This is a genomic window from Ralstonia sp. PBBBR1 (assembly GCF_002256165.1).
In the GTDB taxonomy this organism is placed as follows: domain Bacteria; phylum Pseudomonadota; class Gammaproteobacteria; order Burkholderiales; family Burkholderiaceae; genus Ralstonia; species Ralstonia thomasii.
The window spans coordinates 278,791-293,342 of the sequence record NZ_NKIL01000004.1 but is presented as its reverse complement, the minus strand read 5'-3'; the positions used below and the strand labels follow the sequence as shown (position 1 = coordinate 293,342).

At 64.0% G+C, this 14,552-nt stretch carries 11 protein-coding genes; 2 read left to right on the top strand and 9 right to left on the bottom strand.

The window, feature by feature from the left end:
• Positions 1 to 2 precede the first annotated feature (2 nt).
• From CFE42_RS07510 to CFE42_RS07500, 3 genes are all read right to left on the bottom strand, one after another.
• Positions 3 to 1,016 carry a 2-dehydropantoate 2-reductase gene (locus CFE42_RS07510; RefSeq protein ID WP_004631306.1) on the bottom strand — a complete coding sequence of 338 codons (1,014 nt, stop codon included), beginning with the start codon at positions 1,014 to 1,016 and terminating at the stop codon, positions 3 to 5.
• 29 nt (positions 1,017 to 1,045) lie between these two features.
• Positions 1,046 to 2,698, bottom strand: a complete 1,653-nt coding sequence (locus CFE42_RS07505) for an alkaline phosphatase D family protein (protein ID WP_024542337.1) — start codon at positions 2,696 to 2,698, stop codon at positions 1,046 to 1,048.
• 195 nt (positions 2,699 to 2,893) lie between these two features.
• Positions 2,894 to 4,312, bottom strand: a complete 1,419-nt coding sequence (locus CFE42_RS07500; RefSeq protein WP_004631308.1) for a discoidin domain-containing protein — start codon at positions 4,310 to 4,312, stop codon at positions 2,894 to 2,896.
• Between the two features lie 930 nt (positions 4,313 to 5,242).
• On the opposite strand from CFE42_RS07500, the gene CFE42_RS07495 reads away from it, so the two are divergent.
• Complete coding sequence (locus CFE42_RS07495) at positions 5,243 to 5,995, top strand: autoinducer binding domain-containing protein (RefSeq protein WP_004631309.1); 753 nt, start codon at positions 5,243 to 5,245, stop codon at positions 5,993 to 5,995.
• Positions 5,996 to 6,011: 16 nt separating this feature from the next.
• On the opposite strand, the gene CFE42_RS07490 is transcribed toward CFE42_RS07495, so the two are convergent.
• Positions 6,012 to 7,796 carry a phosphodiesterase gene (locus CFE42_RS07490; protein ID WP_235202083.1) on the bottom strand — a complete coding sequence of 595 codons (1,785 nt, stop codon included), beginning with the start codon at positions 7,794 to 7,796 and terminating at the stop codon, positions 6,012 to 6,014.
• Between the two features lie 256 nt (positions 7,797 to 8,052).
• Between CFE42_RS07490 and CFE42_RS07485 the strand changes: the two genes are divergently transcribed.
• Entirely contained in the window at positions 8,053 to 9,081 is a 1,029-nt protein-coding gene (locus CFE42_RS07485) for a MerR family transcriptional regulator (protein ID WP_004631311.1), read from the top strand.
• Between the two features lie 120 nt (positions 9,082 to 9,201).
• On the opposite strand, the gene CFE42_RS07480 is transcribed toward CFE42_RS07485, so the two are convergent.
• From CFE42_RS07480 to CFE42_RS07460, 5 genes are all read right to left on the bottom strand, one after another.
• Positions 9,202 to 10,095 carry an MBL fold metallo-hydrolase gene (locus CFE42_RS07480; RefSeq protein ID WP_004631312.1) on the bottom strand — a complete coding sequence of 298 codons (894 nt, stop codon included), beginning with the start codon at positions 10,093 to 10,095 and terminating at the stop codon, positions 9,202 to 9,204.
• A gap of 16 nt (positions 10,096 to 10,111) precedes the next feature.
• Complete coding sequence (locus tag CFE42_RS07475; protein WP_004631313.1) at positions 10,112 to 11,470, bottom strand: MFS transporter; 1,359 nt, start codon at positions 11,468 to 11,470, stop codon at positions 10,112 to 10,114.
• Positions 11,471 to 11,525: 55 nt separating this feature from the next.
• Complete coding sequence (locus CFE42_RS07470) at positions 11,526 to 12,542, bottom strand: succinylglutamate desuccinylase/aspartoacylase family protein (RefSeq protein WP_004631314.1); 1,017 nt, start codon at positions 12,540 to 12,542, stop codon at positions 11,526 to 11,528.
• 119 nt (positions 12,543 to 12,661) lie between these two features.
• Positions 12,662 to 13,537 carry a LysR family transcriptional regulator gene (locus CFE42_RS07465; RefSeq protein WP_004631315.1) on the bottom strand — a complete coding sequence of 292 codons (876 nt, stop codon included), beginning with the start codon at positions 13,535 to 13,537 and terminating at the stop codon, positions 12,662 to 12,664.
• Positions 13,538 to 13,629: 92 nt separating this feature from the next.
• The gene (locus CFE42_RS07460) at positions 13,630 to 14,514 is read right to left on the bottom strand and encodes an aldo/keto reductase family oxidoreductase (protein WP_004631316.1); all 885 of its coding nucleotides are present in this window, start codon (positions 14,512 to 14,514) and stop codon (positions 13,630 to 13,632) included.
• Positions 14,515 to 14,552 lie beyond the last annotated feature (38 nt).

Below are 14,552 nucleotides of genomic sequence, written 5' to 3'. Positions count from 1 at the left end.
GCCTAGCTCGGCGCCCCCAAGGCCGCCAGCAGGTCGTTGCCCGACCAGCTCGGGCGCGCGGCGGCAGATTCGGCGGCATGCACCATCGCACACAGCTGCGCATTGATGGGGGCGCGTTGCCCGAGGCGCTCCGCCAGGTGAACCACTTCGCCGTTGATCCAGTCGACTTCAGTCGTGCGCCCGGCGGCCAGATCGTCAGACATGGACGAACGTGCGAGCGGATCCATGGCGAGCATCTTGCCGCCCAGTCGCGCAAACACCGCATCGGGCGTGGCAAGCAGGCGTGGAATCCACGTCGGCGGTATCGGCGTCAGCTTGGCGGGCCGGATGCCCGCACGCGACAGCAGCCGGAGTGCCTCCGTTTGTGCCAGTGCCAAGCAACGCCGGTACGCACGCTGCGACAGCTCTTCCTTCAGCGGCCGGTTGGCCAGTGCATTGATGGCGTTGTTCAGGTTGAGCAGCAGCTTGGCCCATTGCACGGCTGCCATGTCAGTGCGTTCTGAGAGCGGCAGACCGGCGCGGCGGAAGTCATCAAGAAACGGCTGCAGCGCGGGGGATGCCGCCACTTCCAATTCACCGGCCGTGCCCTGATGAAAGGCGCCCGGGCCAGGCTGCATCACGTTGAAGGGCACCATGCCGGCCAGCACGATCTGCTGCGGCAGCGCGGCGCGCAGGACGTCGGCATTGCGCAGACCGTTCTGGAAGCTGACGACAATGGCGCCCGCGCGCAGCACGGGCTTCAGTTCATCGGCCACGGATTGCGTGGCAGCGGACTTCACGGTCACCAGCACGAGATCGGCATCGGCGGCCGCGCTGGGATCGGCCATGTAGCGCACCTCAGCCGGCGGCACGTGCCAGCGCCCATTGCGGTAGTCCGTCAAGGTGAGGCCGTGCGCGCTCAGTTCTTTGCCGATGCGTGCGCGGCCCACGAGCGAGACATCGGCGCCGGCCGCCAGCAGACGGCCACCCAGATAACAGCCGATCGAGCCTGCCCCCACGATGCAGATCTTCGCCATGCGTCTCCTTGTTGTTGTGTGCTGGCATCTCAAGCCAGGCGCGGCACCTCGTACACCAGGGCCGGCTGCAGCGTATCGATGGCGTCCACCGGCTCGGGCGGGCGCCACATGAACAGCGAGAAGGTCATCTTCTCGGGCGTCACGTCGATGATGGTAAAGCCGTTTTTCTCTGTCGGGCGGAGCGCCTCCTGCATGGCGACGGATAGTGCCGGCGTGGTCTCGATGCTGCGGAATGCTGAAGGGAAGGCGAGGTCGCCAGTGCCAAGCGTGCCAGTCATGACCGTATGCACCGGTTGCGCGAGCGCCAGATCACCCGAACGCGACATCGACCCGGCCGCCGATGCATGGAAGTCGCCCTGCACGATGACGGCTGCGCGTTGTGTCTGCTGGGCTAGCGCAGCCACCAAGCGTTGATGCTGTGCATGCCAACCGCTCTGCCAGCCAGCTTTGGGCTGGTTGGCCACGAGGCGGCCGGTCTTTCTGTCGAGCAGGTCCGGATACCAGTCGCCCAGCTTGCCCGACGAATACGCAAACGGCAGCGAGGGCACGTGGAAGAAGTGCGCGGTGTCTTCAGCGCGTGTGCGCGCCACGAGCCAATCTTCCACCCACTGCGGCACCACGCGTGCGTGGATGCCCTTGTTGTCGAGAAAGCGCCGGCAGTCGTACAGCACAGCTTCGAGCAGCGCGCCGTAGCGCAGCGTGCCGAAGGCGCTGTTGGTGTCGGTGGGCATGCCGGCCTTGTCTCCACCGGGCAGCCACACGGGGCGGTTGGCGTCGGGCAGAAACTCGGGGTAGTAGCGGCGCTGCGTCAGCTCTGCGCCGACCAGCCCGTAAGGCTCCGGCGGCAGGGTGGCGACCTTGTCGTCGAACTCGTCGTTCTCGAAGGTGTCATGGTCGTCGGTCAGGAAATACGCGGGTGTGGAGCGCAGTGTGGTGCCGTACAGCCCGCGGATCTGGTAGTCGCACACGCGCGTAAAGATGGCTTCGTTCTTCGGGTGCGACATCGGCACCGATGTGTCGATCGCGCCGCCAAACTTCGCCCACATCAGTTCGCGCACCTGGCGTGCGAAGGGCTTGTTCTGCGAGGTCTGCAGATCCCAATAGATGTGGTCGCCGTTGGCGATGACGGTGTCGGGCGCGAACGACATACCGCGTGCCAGCAGCCGGCGGCGTGCGTTCATGTCGAGCCACGCGGTCTTGCCGGCCACCGGGGGGCCGTCATAACCGCCAGCGCAGGTGTAGGCCAGGATGCGCAGGCGCGCGGGCGCGGCATCGGGCGCCGGAAAGGTGCGCAGCGGCCACGCGTCGGCCAGCGGCTTGCCGCCGGCATCGACAATGCGCAGCGTGTATTGCGTGGCAGGCTGCAGGCCGCGCGCATCGAAGCGCCAGAAGCGGCCGGCGGCATCGGTTTGCTCGCCGGCGACGCGCGTGCCGTTGACCATCAGCCACGGCGCACGTGCAAGCGGTGCGTGGAACGATGCCTTGATGAGAAAGCGTTCGTGGCTGGCTGCCGGGATCAGGTGCGCGAGCTGGCCCGCATGCCAGTTGGCGTCGGCGGCATGCGCGCCTTCCGGCAGGGTCAGGCCCAGCGCGCCAAGGCCGGCGGCGGCAGTGCTGAGCGTCAGGAAATCGCGCCGGCTCATGCCGTGCGCAGGGGGGTGCGGCGATTTGTGGGTGGGCATCGTCGATCCTCTGGCGTGGTGCGGAGACGCCATCGTGCCGAGTCGTGCCCAGGCTGAATGTTCAGCTTTTGACAATCTAGGGGTAGGTCCCAATGCGGGTCGCTCATCGACCCCATGACCAATGACAAACGCCCCGATGGCCGAAGCCACCGGGGCGTTTGTCATGTCAGACGATGCTGATGCGGATACCGCGGCTTAGTAGCCCCACACCTGCATTTCATCCAGCGAGTAACCCCACTGCGTGGCGCGCTGCGTGCCGTACATGCGCACATAGCGACCGCTGCCCTTGAGGTTGGCCAGCGCTGTGTGACCCCACGAAGCGCCGCTCGAGGTCGAGTAGATGTTCGTCCAGGTCAAGCCGTCGTTCGAGGTCTGGATGTAGTACACCTTGGCGCCCGCGTCCCAGTACAGGTCGACACCGGTGATGGTGCGGGTCGAACCCAGATCGACCATCAGCCATTGTGCGCCGGCAACGCCTTCCACCGAATCCCAGCGCGTGTTGGTCGTGTCGCCGTCGAACGCGTAGGCCGGGCCGAGGCTGGCGCTGTAGCTGGACGACGCCCTGGCCGGCTTGCCCTGCGAGAGCAGCGTCACCGCCTGCGCAGCGACCGTCGGCGTGCCAGCGTAGTAGTTCGAACCGAGCTTCGCCTTGGTCGTGTCCGAGTTCACACCAAACTGCGACAGGCTCCAGCGCTGACCGGTGCTCGCATCGCCCAGGTAGAGCTGATAGCCACCGGCGCTGGTCGAGGAGAAGAACACGTAGTTCGTGTTGTTCACGGGCGATGGGTCGGAGTTGTTGCTGTTGCAATCGTTGAGCGTGAGCTGGTTTGGCGTGTCGCTCGGGTTGACCTTGGTGTAGATCTGGTCAGCCTGGCTGGTGGCGTCGAGCCAGCGGGCGTAGAAGACGGTGCCGTCGCCGCGCACGATCGGGTAGTACGTCGCCAGGCCGGCGGGCGTGTCGAACGCCACCTTGGCGGTGCTGCCCACGGTCTGCTTGTACAGCCCCATGTCCGAGCCCGTCCCGGTGGTGTAGTAGATGGCCGTGCCGTCCGGCGTTGCAAACGGCATCGAGTTTTCCAGCGTCGGTGCCGTGCGCGTCAGGTTCACAGTCGAGGTGAAGACCGGGCCCGAGCTGGTGTACGACAGCGCGGCTTGCATCACATCGCCGTTCTGCTTGAAGAACAGCGATTTTCCATCGGTGCTGAACTTCGGGTCTTCATTGCGCGTCTGGCCGGTGCTATTGGTGAGGTTGATCGGCATGCTAGTCGAGCCGACTTGCCAGAAGAACACATTCCACGCGTTATTGGTGATGCCCATGAAGGCGATCCACTTGCCGTCAGGGCTGAACACGGCATTCATCGGGTCCTGGATGCCCCAGGCCGCCTTCGACACCTGTCGCAGCGTGCGGGCCGAAAAGTCGTAGATGAAGATCTGGCTGGTGCCGTCGCCGTAGCTGACGTAGCTGTGATACGCGAGCTTGCCGGTCAGGCTGGCGGGGAAGGTCGTGTTGGATTGCGTGGGCGGATTGGCAACGCAGTTGGCCTGGGCGCCGGCAGAGAACAGGCCGAGAGCGGCGCTGGCGACAAGACCAAGTGAAATCAGAGTGGAGCGCATGAAACGGAACTTCCTAAACAAGTGGGTTAGTGGAGCGGGCAACCGCCGCATTAAGTCCGCGCCACATTTCTGGATTTGGGCAAAGCTCCGCCAATTCCGGGCAATCCGGATTTGAAAAAGCGCCACAAACCGGGGAAGTGACGAGGATGAAGACGCGCCAAAAACCCTGTTGCTTCGTACCGTCGTGTTTTTGTCGGGGTCTCGACTACATCGAGAGGGCGAGTCGCGGACCAGACTGTAAGGGTTTCGCTGACAGAGCGAAACCCCAATAAGAAAGCCGTTCTTGCCTTAATTCTCCGCTGTGGGAGCAAATCGCCACACGTGTGTGTAAATCTGACACGTCAATTTTCCCGAACGTTGATTAACCTGCACGTACGACGTCGAGATTGTTATTTTTACTGCGGCGTTTTGTCGCGGGAGAGGGGTGCGCTCCTTGCTGGGTGTCGCGTTATCGCACCACCCCAATGTGGCGCTGGCGCACGCTTTGCGGTGTTTTCGACAGCGCGATGCGCCGACGCGCCCAGAGGCGCACCTGGGGTGCCAGGGGGCTGGCAATGATGGAAGCCGATGATACGAATTTCGCCTACCGGTAGCTTGTAAAAAACACACCCGCGCAAACAGTGGTGGGGGAATGTGGGCATGCCGCGCCTAAAAGTCAGATTCAAATAATGGGCGTGTTTTTGCGCAAAGCCGTTTGGCTATCCATGTATTTATCTCTGTATTGCGCTATTCCAATATTCGAGAAATTCTAGTAATTGCATCGGTTATGCACGGCGCGCAATTCGTTTCGGATTATGTATAGTTTCAAAACGCCAGCGATTGCGCTCAGCAAAACACAAGGCCGATCACGCTTTCCGTCCGTTTGAAATGAGGAAGGCCGGTTAGCGGGATGCGCACGGCGATTCAGTGTGTGTTCTGGAGGCCGATGGGATGGGCGCTCACGATCAATTGCCGCATGACCGCGCAACAGCCTGGCGTGCAGCATTGCTGCATCAGTTGAACGGCCTGCGCGATGCCGATGCAGTCATCCGCTGTCTGCAACCGGCGGTGGCACTACTCGGTTTCGACTATTGCGCCTATGCCCTGCGTGCAGCGATTCCGATCACGCGCTTCAACACCCTCTGCTGGAGCACTTACCCGGAGCCCTGGCGCGAGCACTACCGTGTGAACCGCTATTTGGCCATCGACCCGGTGTTGCAGTTTGGGCAGCGCTGCGTCAAGCCCGTGCTGTGGTCCGGCATCGCCACGGCAGACGCGCCGTTCTGGGCGGACGCGCGCCAGCACGGGCTCAACCACGGGTGGTCACACACCATTCGCGACCACACCGGCATCTTCGGCACCTTCAGCCTAGTGCGCCGCGCCACGCCCATCACCGAAGACGAACTGGCCGCCAGCGAGCCCGAAATGATCTGGCTGAGCCAGCGCGCACACGCCAGCATCAGCACGCTCATGGCCGAGAAGGTCTTGCCCGATGCCGCCACGCGCCTGAAAGAGGTTGAACGCCAGACGCTGCACTGGACGGCCGAAGGCAAGACGGCGGCGGAAGTTGCGGCCATCCTGGAGATGACCGAGCGCAACGTGAACTTCCACATCCGCAATGCCGTCACCAAGCTCAATGCCGCCAACAAGACGCATGCCGTGGTGAAGGCCGCGCTACTGGGGCTGATTCCAGCAACGCTGTAGCGTTGTCCGAGATGTGTCAGCCCATGGCCCGCACGGGTTGCGTGGGGCGCATGGCTTCCAGATGGAAACCGCTGTCGCTTTGCTTGGCGCGCCGCTTGGCGAGGGCGGCGGCGGTGCCGATGTCGTCGCTGTTATGTGCGGCGCCGGGCAGCACGTGCAGCGCGCCCACCGCCATGGTCACGAAGCGGAAGAACGCCGGCAGCCCCTTGCGGTCTTCTGCATGCATGCCGCCCGCGGCGCGGTCAGCCGGCGTGTACATGGCGAGCGCGTTGGTGTTGAATGCCGCCATGGCCTGCGTGATGCGCGCCTGCCAGTCGGCGCTCTGGAACAGGATCAGGAAATCGTCCCCGCCCACGTGGCCGAGAAAATCCCGCGTGGGTTCGCATGCGTTGGCCAGCACGGCGGCGGCCATCTTCAGCATCTCGTCGCCCTGCCAATAGCCGTACTGGTCGTTGAAGGGTTTGAAGTGGTTCAGATCCACATAGCAGGCATAGAACTCCGCCCGCGCTTCCAGCAAACGTTCAATATGCAGGTTCAACGGAATGTTGCCCGGCAGGAACGTAAGCGGGTTGGCGTAGCGCGCGGCCTCGATGCGGATTTCGGTCACGGTGCGCACCAGTTCTTCGCCGGTGCCCAGGCCCAGGTAGCGGCCATGCTCGGTGATGATGAAACCGTCGGTCAGGTAGCGCTGGTCTTCGCTCATCAGCAGCGCCGACATGTCTTCCAGCGATGCGGATTTTTCCACCAGAACCGGCTGCCGGTTGGCAAATGCCAGCGCCGGCTTCTTGCCGTACAGCTCGCGGTGATACGGCATCGCATAGCGGTCGATGAATGCACGGCGCGCGATAAGCGCGAGCGGGCGTTTGTCTTCATCGAGCAGCGCCACGGTGTGCAGATCGGGGTGGCGGTTGAACAGGTGCAGCACGTCGTCGTTGCTGCTGCGCAGGGGCAGGGTGGGTGCCATTCGCAAGAGCTTGCTGGCCGTGATGGCGCGCCAGCCAACGCGCACGGCCTGCGGAAACACCGCAATCTGCGAAGACTGCAGCACGCGCGCCGCCTGGCTAGACATGTCGCTCGTGGGCTTGTCCTGGGGGCGTGCAAGGAAGAAACCCTGTCCGAAGCGGATGCCCAGGTCGCGCACCACGCCCAGTTCGTCCTCGGTTTCCAGCCCTTCGGCAATGATGCTGGTGGCGCCGCCCTTGAGCGTCTGCTGCAGCGTGCGCGCGATGTCCAGCTTGGCTGGATGCTTGGCAATGTCACGCAGGAAATATTTGTCGAGCTTGATGAAGTCGGGCGTCAGTTCGATCAGCAGGTTCAGGTTGGCATTGCCGGTGCCGAAATCGTCCAGTGCGCACTGCAGGCCAAAATCGCGTCCCACCGACAGCGCCTCGGCAAAGCTGGCCAGATCATCAATGGGCGTCTGCTCGGTCAGTTCGATGACGATCCGCGAGGGGTGGAGGTCGTGGTCGGCAATGGCATGCAGCAGGCGCGCGTGGTCTTGCAGCAACTGCCGCACGCCTTGCGCACTGAAGTTCAGGAACAGCTTGCCCGGCAGACGCATGGCCGAGAAATTGGCGATGGCCAGACGCGCGGCGGTCGTCTCCAGCGCAATCGTGCCTGCGGTGTCCGATGCCGCGGCAAACAGCGCAGCGGGCGACTCCATGGCGGAGCCTGCCGGCCCGCGCAGCAGTGCTTCGTAGCCGAGCACCTCGGTGGTCGACAGGCGGAAGATCGGTTGAAACACCGTGCGCAGCATCTCGGGCGCAATGCCCGTGGGCAAGGGAGTCGGTGAGAAAGTCATGACGTTGGCAGCAGACGCTAGATCGGACATTCTGCTAAACGACCCGCTGAACACAGAGTTGAATGAATTTTTTGTGACGCACGCAGCGGCGCGGGTTCGCGGGACATGGTCCCCACCACAGAGGGGCCTGGTTCAGAATGCCGGAAGCGCCTGCATCTTCACGGGGCGCTGTCCATTGCGATCCATCCACACCGGGCTTGACCCTCACATTGTGTGAGGTCCTAGCCTGTGTCCAAGCCAGAAGACAGGAGCCACCATGTTGTTGAAAGTGGGCGATCTCGCCAAACGCTGCGGCCTCTCGGTGCGCATGCTGCATCACTACGACACCATCGGCCTGCTCACGCCTTCGGCCCGCTCCGACAGCGGTTACCGGCTGTACGACAAGGCTGACGTCGCGCGCCTGCACCAGATACAGGCGTTGCGGCGCTTCGGCATGTCGCTGGCCGATGTCGGGGCTTTCCTGGCCAATCCGGACATCCCTTTCACCACGATCGTGGAACGGCAGATTGCGATGCTCGATCAGCAGATCACGCAAGCCAGCGTGCTGCGCGATCGGCTGTTGCGCCTGCACGGCCAGCTCGTGCGCGAGGAGGAGCCCGAATTGACCGAGTGGCTCACGACCTTGGAATGGATGACCATGTACGACAAATATCTTTCGCAGGAAGAACGTGCCCGCGCCGAACGCATGGACGCCGATATGGCCCGTCATGAGCGGTGGGCGGCGCTGGTGTCGACCGTGCAGGATGTGATGAAGCGCCAGGTGGCCTCACGCAGCAGCGAGGCGCAGGCGCTCGCCAAACAATGGATGGCGCTGCTCGCGCAGGATGCGGCGCTGGACCCAATCCTCACGGCCAAGCTGCACACGATGCACATCAACGAGCCGGTGTTGCAGGCGCGCACCGGTATCAGCCTGGAGATGCTCGACTTCATCATGGAGGCGGCCAACGAGACCAAGCTGGCGATCTACGCGAAGTATCTGTCGGCCCAAGAGTTACAGTTCATGCGTGAGAACTTCGGCAAGCGTGCCAATGAGTGGCCGACCCTCATTGCCGAGGTGCGGCAGCATCTGGCCAAGGGCACGCCGGCGCATGCACCTGCCATGCAGCAGCTTGCGCGGCATTGGATCGCGTTGTTCCGCTCGTATGCAGGGAACGATCCGCAGACGCAGGCCAAGGTGCGCCTGGCGATGGAGCGGGAGCCGGGGCTTTCCGCCAGCCCGTGGATGGGGCCGGACCTGATTGCCTATGTGCGTGAGGCGATGGAGGGACTGATGAAGGCGGCATAGTGGCGCCGCTGCAGACGGCGGGGCGGGTTCCATCGCGTTTCCGTGATGACAGAGGGGCCCGTCAGTCGTTTGCACAATCCACATAGCATGCCGCCGGCCTGTGGCGTGCGGCTGCCAGTGCTACACCTGCGCCTGCGCGTAGCTCCATTCGAAACCGTTTCTTGAACGCTGCACCTTGCCCGCCGACGTTTCCGGAAAATGGGCGGCGAAGACGATTGCATCCGTTTCGGCCGCCCGGTCCAACAGCCAGCGCCGCGAATCACGCGCCTGCGCCTGATCCAGGCAGAACACCGAGTTCCATTCCGGCTGGTGCACCTGGATCGCGCTGTGCATGACGTCGCCAGAGAACAGCGCCGTTTCGCCGCGTGAGCGCATCTCGACCGCCATATGGCCGAAGCTGTGCCCGAACGTGGGCACGAAGCGAATGTCGTCAACGATCTCTTCGCCCGCGTCGCTCACCGCGCGGGCCTGCCCCGCTTCAATCAGCGGCTGCACGCTGTCTTCGAACACCATGCGCCGCGGCTCGCCTTCAGGCATCGCGAAGAAGTCCCGCTCGCGCTGTCCGAACACATACGTCGCGTTGGGAAAGACCGGCGTCCACCGCCCGTTCTGCCAATGCGTGTTCCAGCCGACATGGTCCACGTGCAGGTGCGTCAGCAGGACGTAATCGACCTGTTCCGGCCGAAAGCCGGCGGCCCCAAAACGCTCGAGCACAGGATTGTCGAGCCTGTCGAACAACGCGCTGAATGGCCGCGATTTGCCGTTGCCGATGCCGGTATCGACGACGACGGTGAGCCCATCGGCCTGCACCACCCACAGATGCGTTTTCAGTGGCACGCGGCGGTTGGTCAGATCAAGGCTCGCGGTGGCAAAGCGCTCTTCGAGCGCGTGGCCCGCTTCTTCGTTCCAGAGCGGGAACAGGCGTTCCGGCGGCAGCGCAAAATCGGTCTCGTCAACGCGTGTGATGGTTGCCGCGCCAACGTGATGGACGGGGGAAGCAGATTTCACCAGCATGACGGTTCTCCGAAAGTCATCGGGCGTTGGCAGCGGGCACCCGCCGTGTCGCAATTGTGTAAAGCACCGCGCTGACCAGCGCAGACACACCGCCCACCACTGCAAGTGCCATTCCCAGGCTGGTGCCAGTTTGCCCCATGCGCTCATTCAGGTAGCCGACGGACAGCGGGCCGACACCGCCGCTGATTGCATTGGTCATGAACACCAGCAAGGCGAGCGACCGGCCGCGCATGCGATTTGGCATGGCGATCTGCAGCGGCACGGGTGCCAGGCCCATCGCAATGCTGGCGGCAAATGCGCAGACGCCGTAGAGCAGCACCGCAACGCCGCTTTGCACCACCAGCGGCATCGCAATGGCTGCAGGCACCAACACGGCGGCAGCGCACGCCGAGAAGCCCAACACGCGCCGTAATGCCGTCTCGTCGGTGACGCGTGCGGCCAGTATGCCGGCGCATGCGACGCCGAGCATGCCGCCAATCATGTAAGCGGGTGCTGCCATTTGGCCGACCACATTCGGTGCAAGATCAAACCGGCGCATCAACAGCGTCGGAAACCACGCCGCGTGTGAGTAGAACAGCGTGATGAGCGCGACATACGCTGCAAAGTACGCGAGGCAAAAGCGGTTGCGCACGAACAGCTCACTCAGCACGTCTTTGAGCGGTGGCACATCGTCTTCGGCGCGCGCCGCGTGGGCGAGCACTTCACGCCGCTGCGGCTCGCGCACGGTCAGGGCAACGAGCGCGGCCAGCACCAGTCCGGGCAGGCCCACCGCAATGAACACTGCTTGCCAAGGTGCGATGTGGTGCGCGGCAAGCCAGGCATTTGCGCCGCCCGCCGCCGCAGACAACAACATGCCGCCACCGAACAGCGCCAGGCCCCCGCCTACGTACGGCCCGAGCATGAAGACGCTGCTTGCACGTGCGACCCGGCGCGGCGCAAAGATGTCGCTGAAGATCGATAGTGCCGCGGGGCTCAACGCCGCTTCGGCAATGGCGGTGCCGGCACGCGCGACCAGCAGCTCCGGAAAATTCGTCGCGAATCCGCATGCGGTGGTCGAGATCGCCCAGATGGCAATGCAGGCGGCGATCAGCTTGACGCGATTGGACCGATCGACAAGCCGGGCGACGAACACGCCCGCCGTTGCGTAGCACATCGTGAAAGAGAAGCCTTGCAGCAGCCCGATTTGCGTGTCGGTAAGCGCAAGCGACTGCTTGATCGGCTGCACCAGAATGCTGACGACCTGCCGGTCCAGGTACGAGAAGGCAAAGCACACAAAGAACAGCAGAACGATGTAGGCCGGGTGGCCGACATTGCTAGCAAGGCTGTGCCGCGCAACGTCGTTGGGCGGCTCCGTTGAAAGGGTTTGGCTAGGCATGGTGGGTCTCCGTCTTGTCTTGTGATGGGGTGATGTGAATCGAATGGCTGCCAGCTCAGTCGAGACTGGCTTCCGAGGCCAGCAGCGCGATGCAGTCGCCTGGCTCGACACGAGCAAACGTACGCATGCACATGACCGTGCCGTCGCCGCGGAACGCGATGCTCTCTGGCGCTGCCCAGGGGCGGTGTGGGTCGAAAAGGCGCCCTGCCAGTTGACCGGCGCGGACTTGGTCGCCCAGGGCGAAGGTCGGCTCGAATACGCCGGCATGCGGTGCGTACACGTAGTGGCGCGCACCTTCCACGCGCAGGAAGCGTGTCTGTTGCGGCGCTGACATCGCTGGCTCCGGTATCACACCGAGCCGATGCAGCACGCGCTGCAAACCGGCTTCGACGATCGCAAGGTTGGCGGCGTCGCAGCCGGCATGGCCACCGAATTCGCCGCAGAGGAAGAGCTTGCCGTGGCGCTCGGCGGCAGCGGCGAAGGTCCGGTCTTCGCCAAGCAGATCCATGATCATGGTGTGCGGCGCGCCGAACTCGCGCACCATGTCCAGGTACAGCGCGCGTTGTTCACCGTGCGCCGGCGGGGACGCCAGCAGCGTCGGCAGATGGTCGAACGATGCGCCGCCGGCGTGAAGGTCAATCACGACATCTGCGCGCGGCAGCAGTTCGGTTTCGACATAGTGCGCAATCATCTCGGTCGGCTGTCCGTTGCGCACACCAGGAAACATGCGGTTCAGGTTGCCCCGGTCGATCGGGGAGGTGCGCGAGCCATTGATGAGGGCCGGGAAATTCAGGCCCGGAATCACGATCAACCGGCCACGCGTGGCCATCGATGGAAGCCGCTGGAGCAGTTTCATCAGGGCGACAGGGCCTTCGTATTCGTCCCCGTGATTGCCACCCGTGAGCAGCACGGTCGGGCCCGTGCCGGCGCCGGCATTGCACACCGCAATGGGAATCGGAATATGCCCGTAGGCGGAGCGGTCATGTGACCACGGCAGGCGCAGCGTTCCGGTCTGGAAGCCGACGCGGTCGAAGTCGATGTCGGTGGCGATGAGCGAGGCAGAAGTTGTCATGGCGGCAAGCGTGAAGATGAGGTGTCTTCACTATCGCCGACGCTGAAAAGCGCGACCAATGCTGATTTCTGCGGCGGCCGATGCCTTGCAGGCATCGCGTCCGGCGTGCCCTTGGGGCGCTACTGCAACTGGGCGATGAAACGCTTGAGTGCCGCGTTGGTGTGCGCCGAAAGGAAGCAGAATTCCAGCGGCAGCGGCACCGAGAGATCGCGCAGTTCGACAAAGCGCACGCGGGCAGGTGGTCGATGGCGGTTGGCGGCGTTGACGATGGCCGCGCCCATGCCGGCAGATACGAGCGACAGGATGGCGGTCTCCGTCGATGCCTCCTGGCGGATATCGAGCGTGAGCCCGCGTTCGGCGCAGGCTGACAGGAGGCGGTCGTAGTAGGCGGGATAAATGCGGCGCGGAAACGCGATGAATGGCGTGCCCGCAAGCTCGCTGGCGAGAACTGCGTGTTCGCTGCCGAGGGACCAAGACTGCGGCACCGCAAGCACGACGTTCTGCTCGAGCACGGGCACGCCGGTGATGCCCTGAGGCAACGTGCCGAAGCGGTAACAGAAGCCGCCGTCGAGTTGGCCCGCGGCAATCGCGTCGAACTGCTCCGGCGTGTTCATCGGCGTGAGTTCGAGCGCGACGTCGGGCGCGATCTGCCGGAAGGCGCTGAATGCCTGCGAGACGATGCCGATCCACGCGGCGTTCTCGACAAAACCGATCCGCAGTTGACCGTGCACGCCGTCTGCAATGCGCCGCGCCAGACGGTTTGCCGCGTCCACGCGCGTGAGGATGTCGCGGGCCTCATCGAGGTATGCGCTGCCTGCGGCCGTCAGCTTCAGGCCGCGTGGCGTGCGCTCGAACAGCGCTGCACCGATGGCGTCTTCAAGGTCCTGGATCTGGCGCGAGATGGCCGGCTGCGTGACGTGCAACTGCTCCGAAGCCGCCCGCACGCTGCGCAGCTCGGCAACAGCGATGAAATAGCGAAGATGCCGAAGCTCCATGATGGTCCCGCGCAGTCAGGTCGTCGGCAATGATAGAGCAGCGCCCGAACGGAATCGACGGGCGCCGCAGATGCCAAGGGCGGGACGTCGGATCAGGCGGCCTCGTCCGTGGAAAGTGCGACAGCGTCGAGTTCGCGCATCGCATCTTCCGGCAACGCAATCGCCGCTGCGCCAAGATTCTCGCGCAGGTGGGCGACCGACGAGGTGCCCGGGATCAGCAGAATGTTCGGCGACCGTTGCAGCAGCCAGGCGAGTGCGGTCTGCATCGGTGTGGCGCCAAGCCGCGCTGCGACATCGTTGAGCGCGGACGACTGCAGCGGGCTGAAACCTCCCAGTGGAAAGTACGGGACATACGCGATGCCGTCGGCGGCCAATACGTCGATCAGCCCGTCGTCGTTTCTGTGGGCGAGGTTGTAGTGGTTCTGCACGCAGACGATCTCGCAGATGCGCCGTCCTTCTGCGATCTGGTTGGCCGTGACGTTGCTCAGCCCGATGTGCCGCACCAGCCCCTGCCGTTGCAGTTCCGCCAGGGCGGTGAGGGGTGCCTCGATCGACCCTTCGGCCGGGCCATGCGTGTCGAACATGATCCGCAAATTCACCACGTCCAGCACATCCAGGCCGAGGTTGCGCAGATTGTCGTGCACGGCTTCGGTCAGCGCCTGCGCGGAAAACGCCGGCAGCCACGCGCCGCTGGCATCGCGCCTCGCACCGATCTTGGTGACGATGAGCAGGTCGTCGCGATAAGGGTGCAAGGCTTCCCGGATCAGTTGATTCGTGATGTGCGGGCCGTAGAAGTCGCTCGTGTCGATATGGTTGACGCCCGAGGACACGGCCTCGCGCAGTACGGCAAGCGCGGCGTTGCGATCCTTGGGTGGGCCGAAGACGCCGGGGCCGGCGAGCTGCATGGCGCCATAGCCGAGGCGGCGCACCTGGTGGCCGCCGATGGAAAACGTGCCGGACTGAACGATGAGAGACATGGTCACACTCCTGTGTCGAAGATCTAAGAAGAACGGGT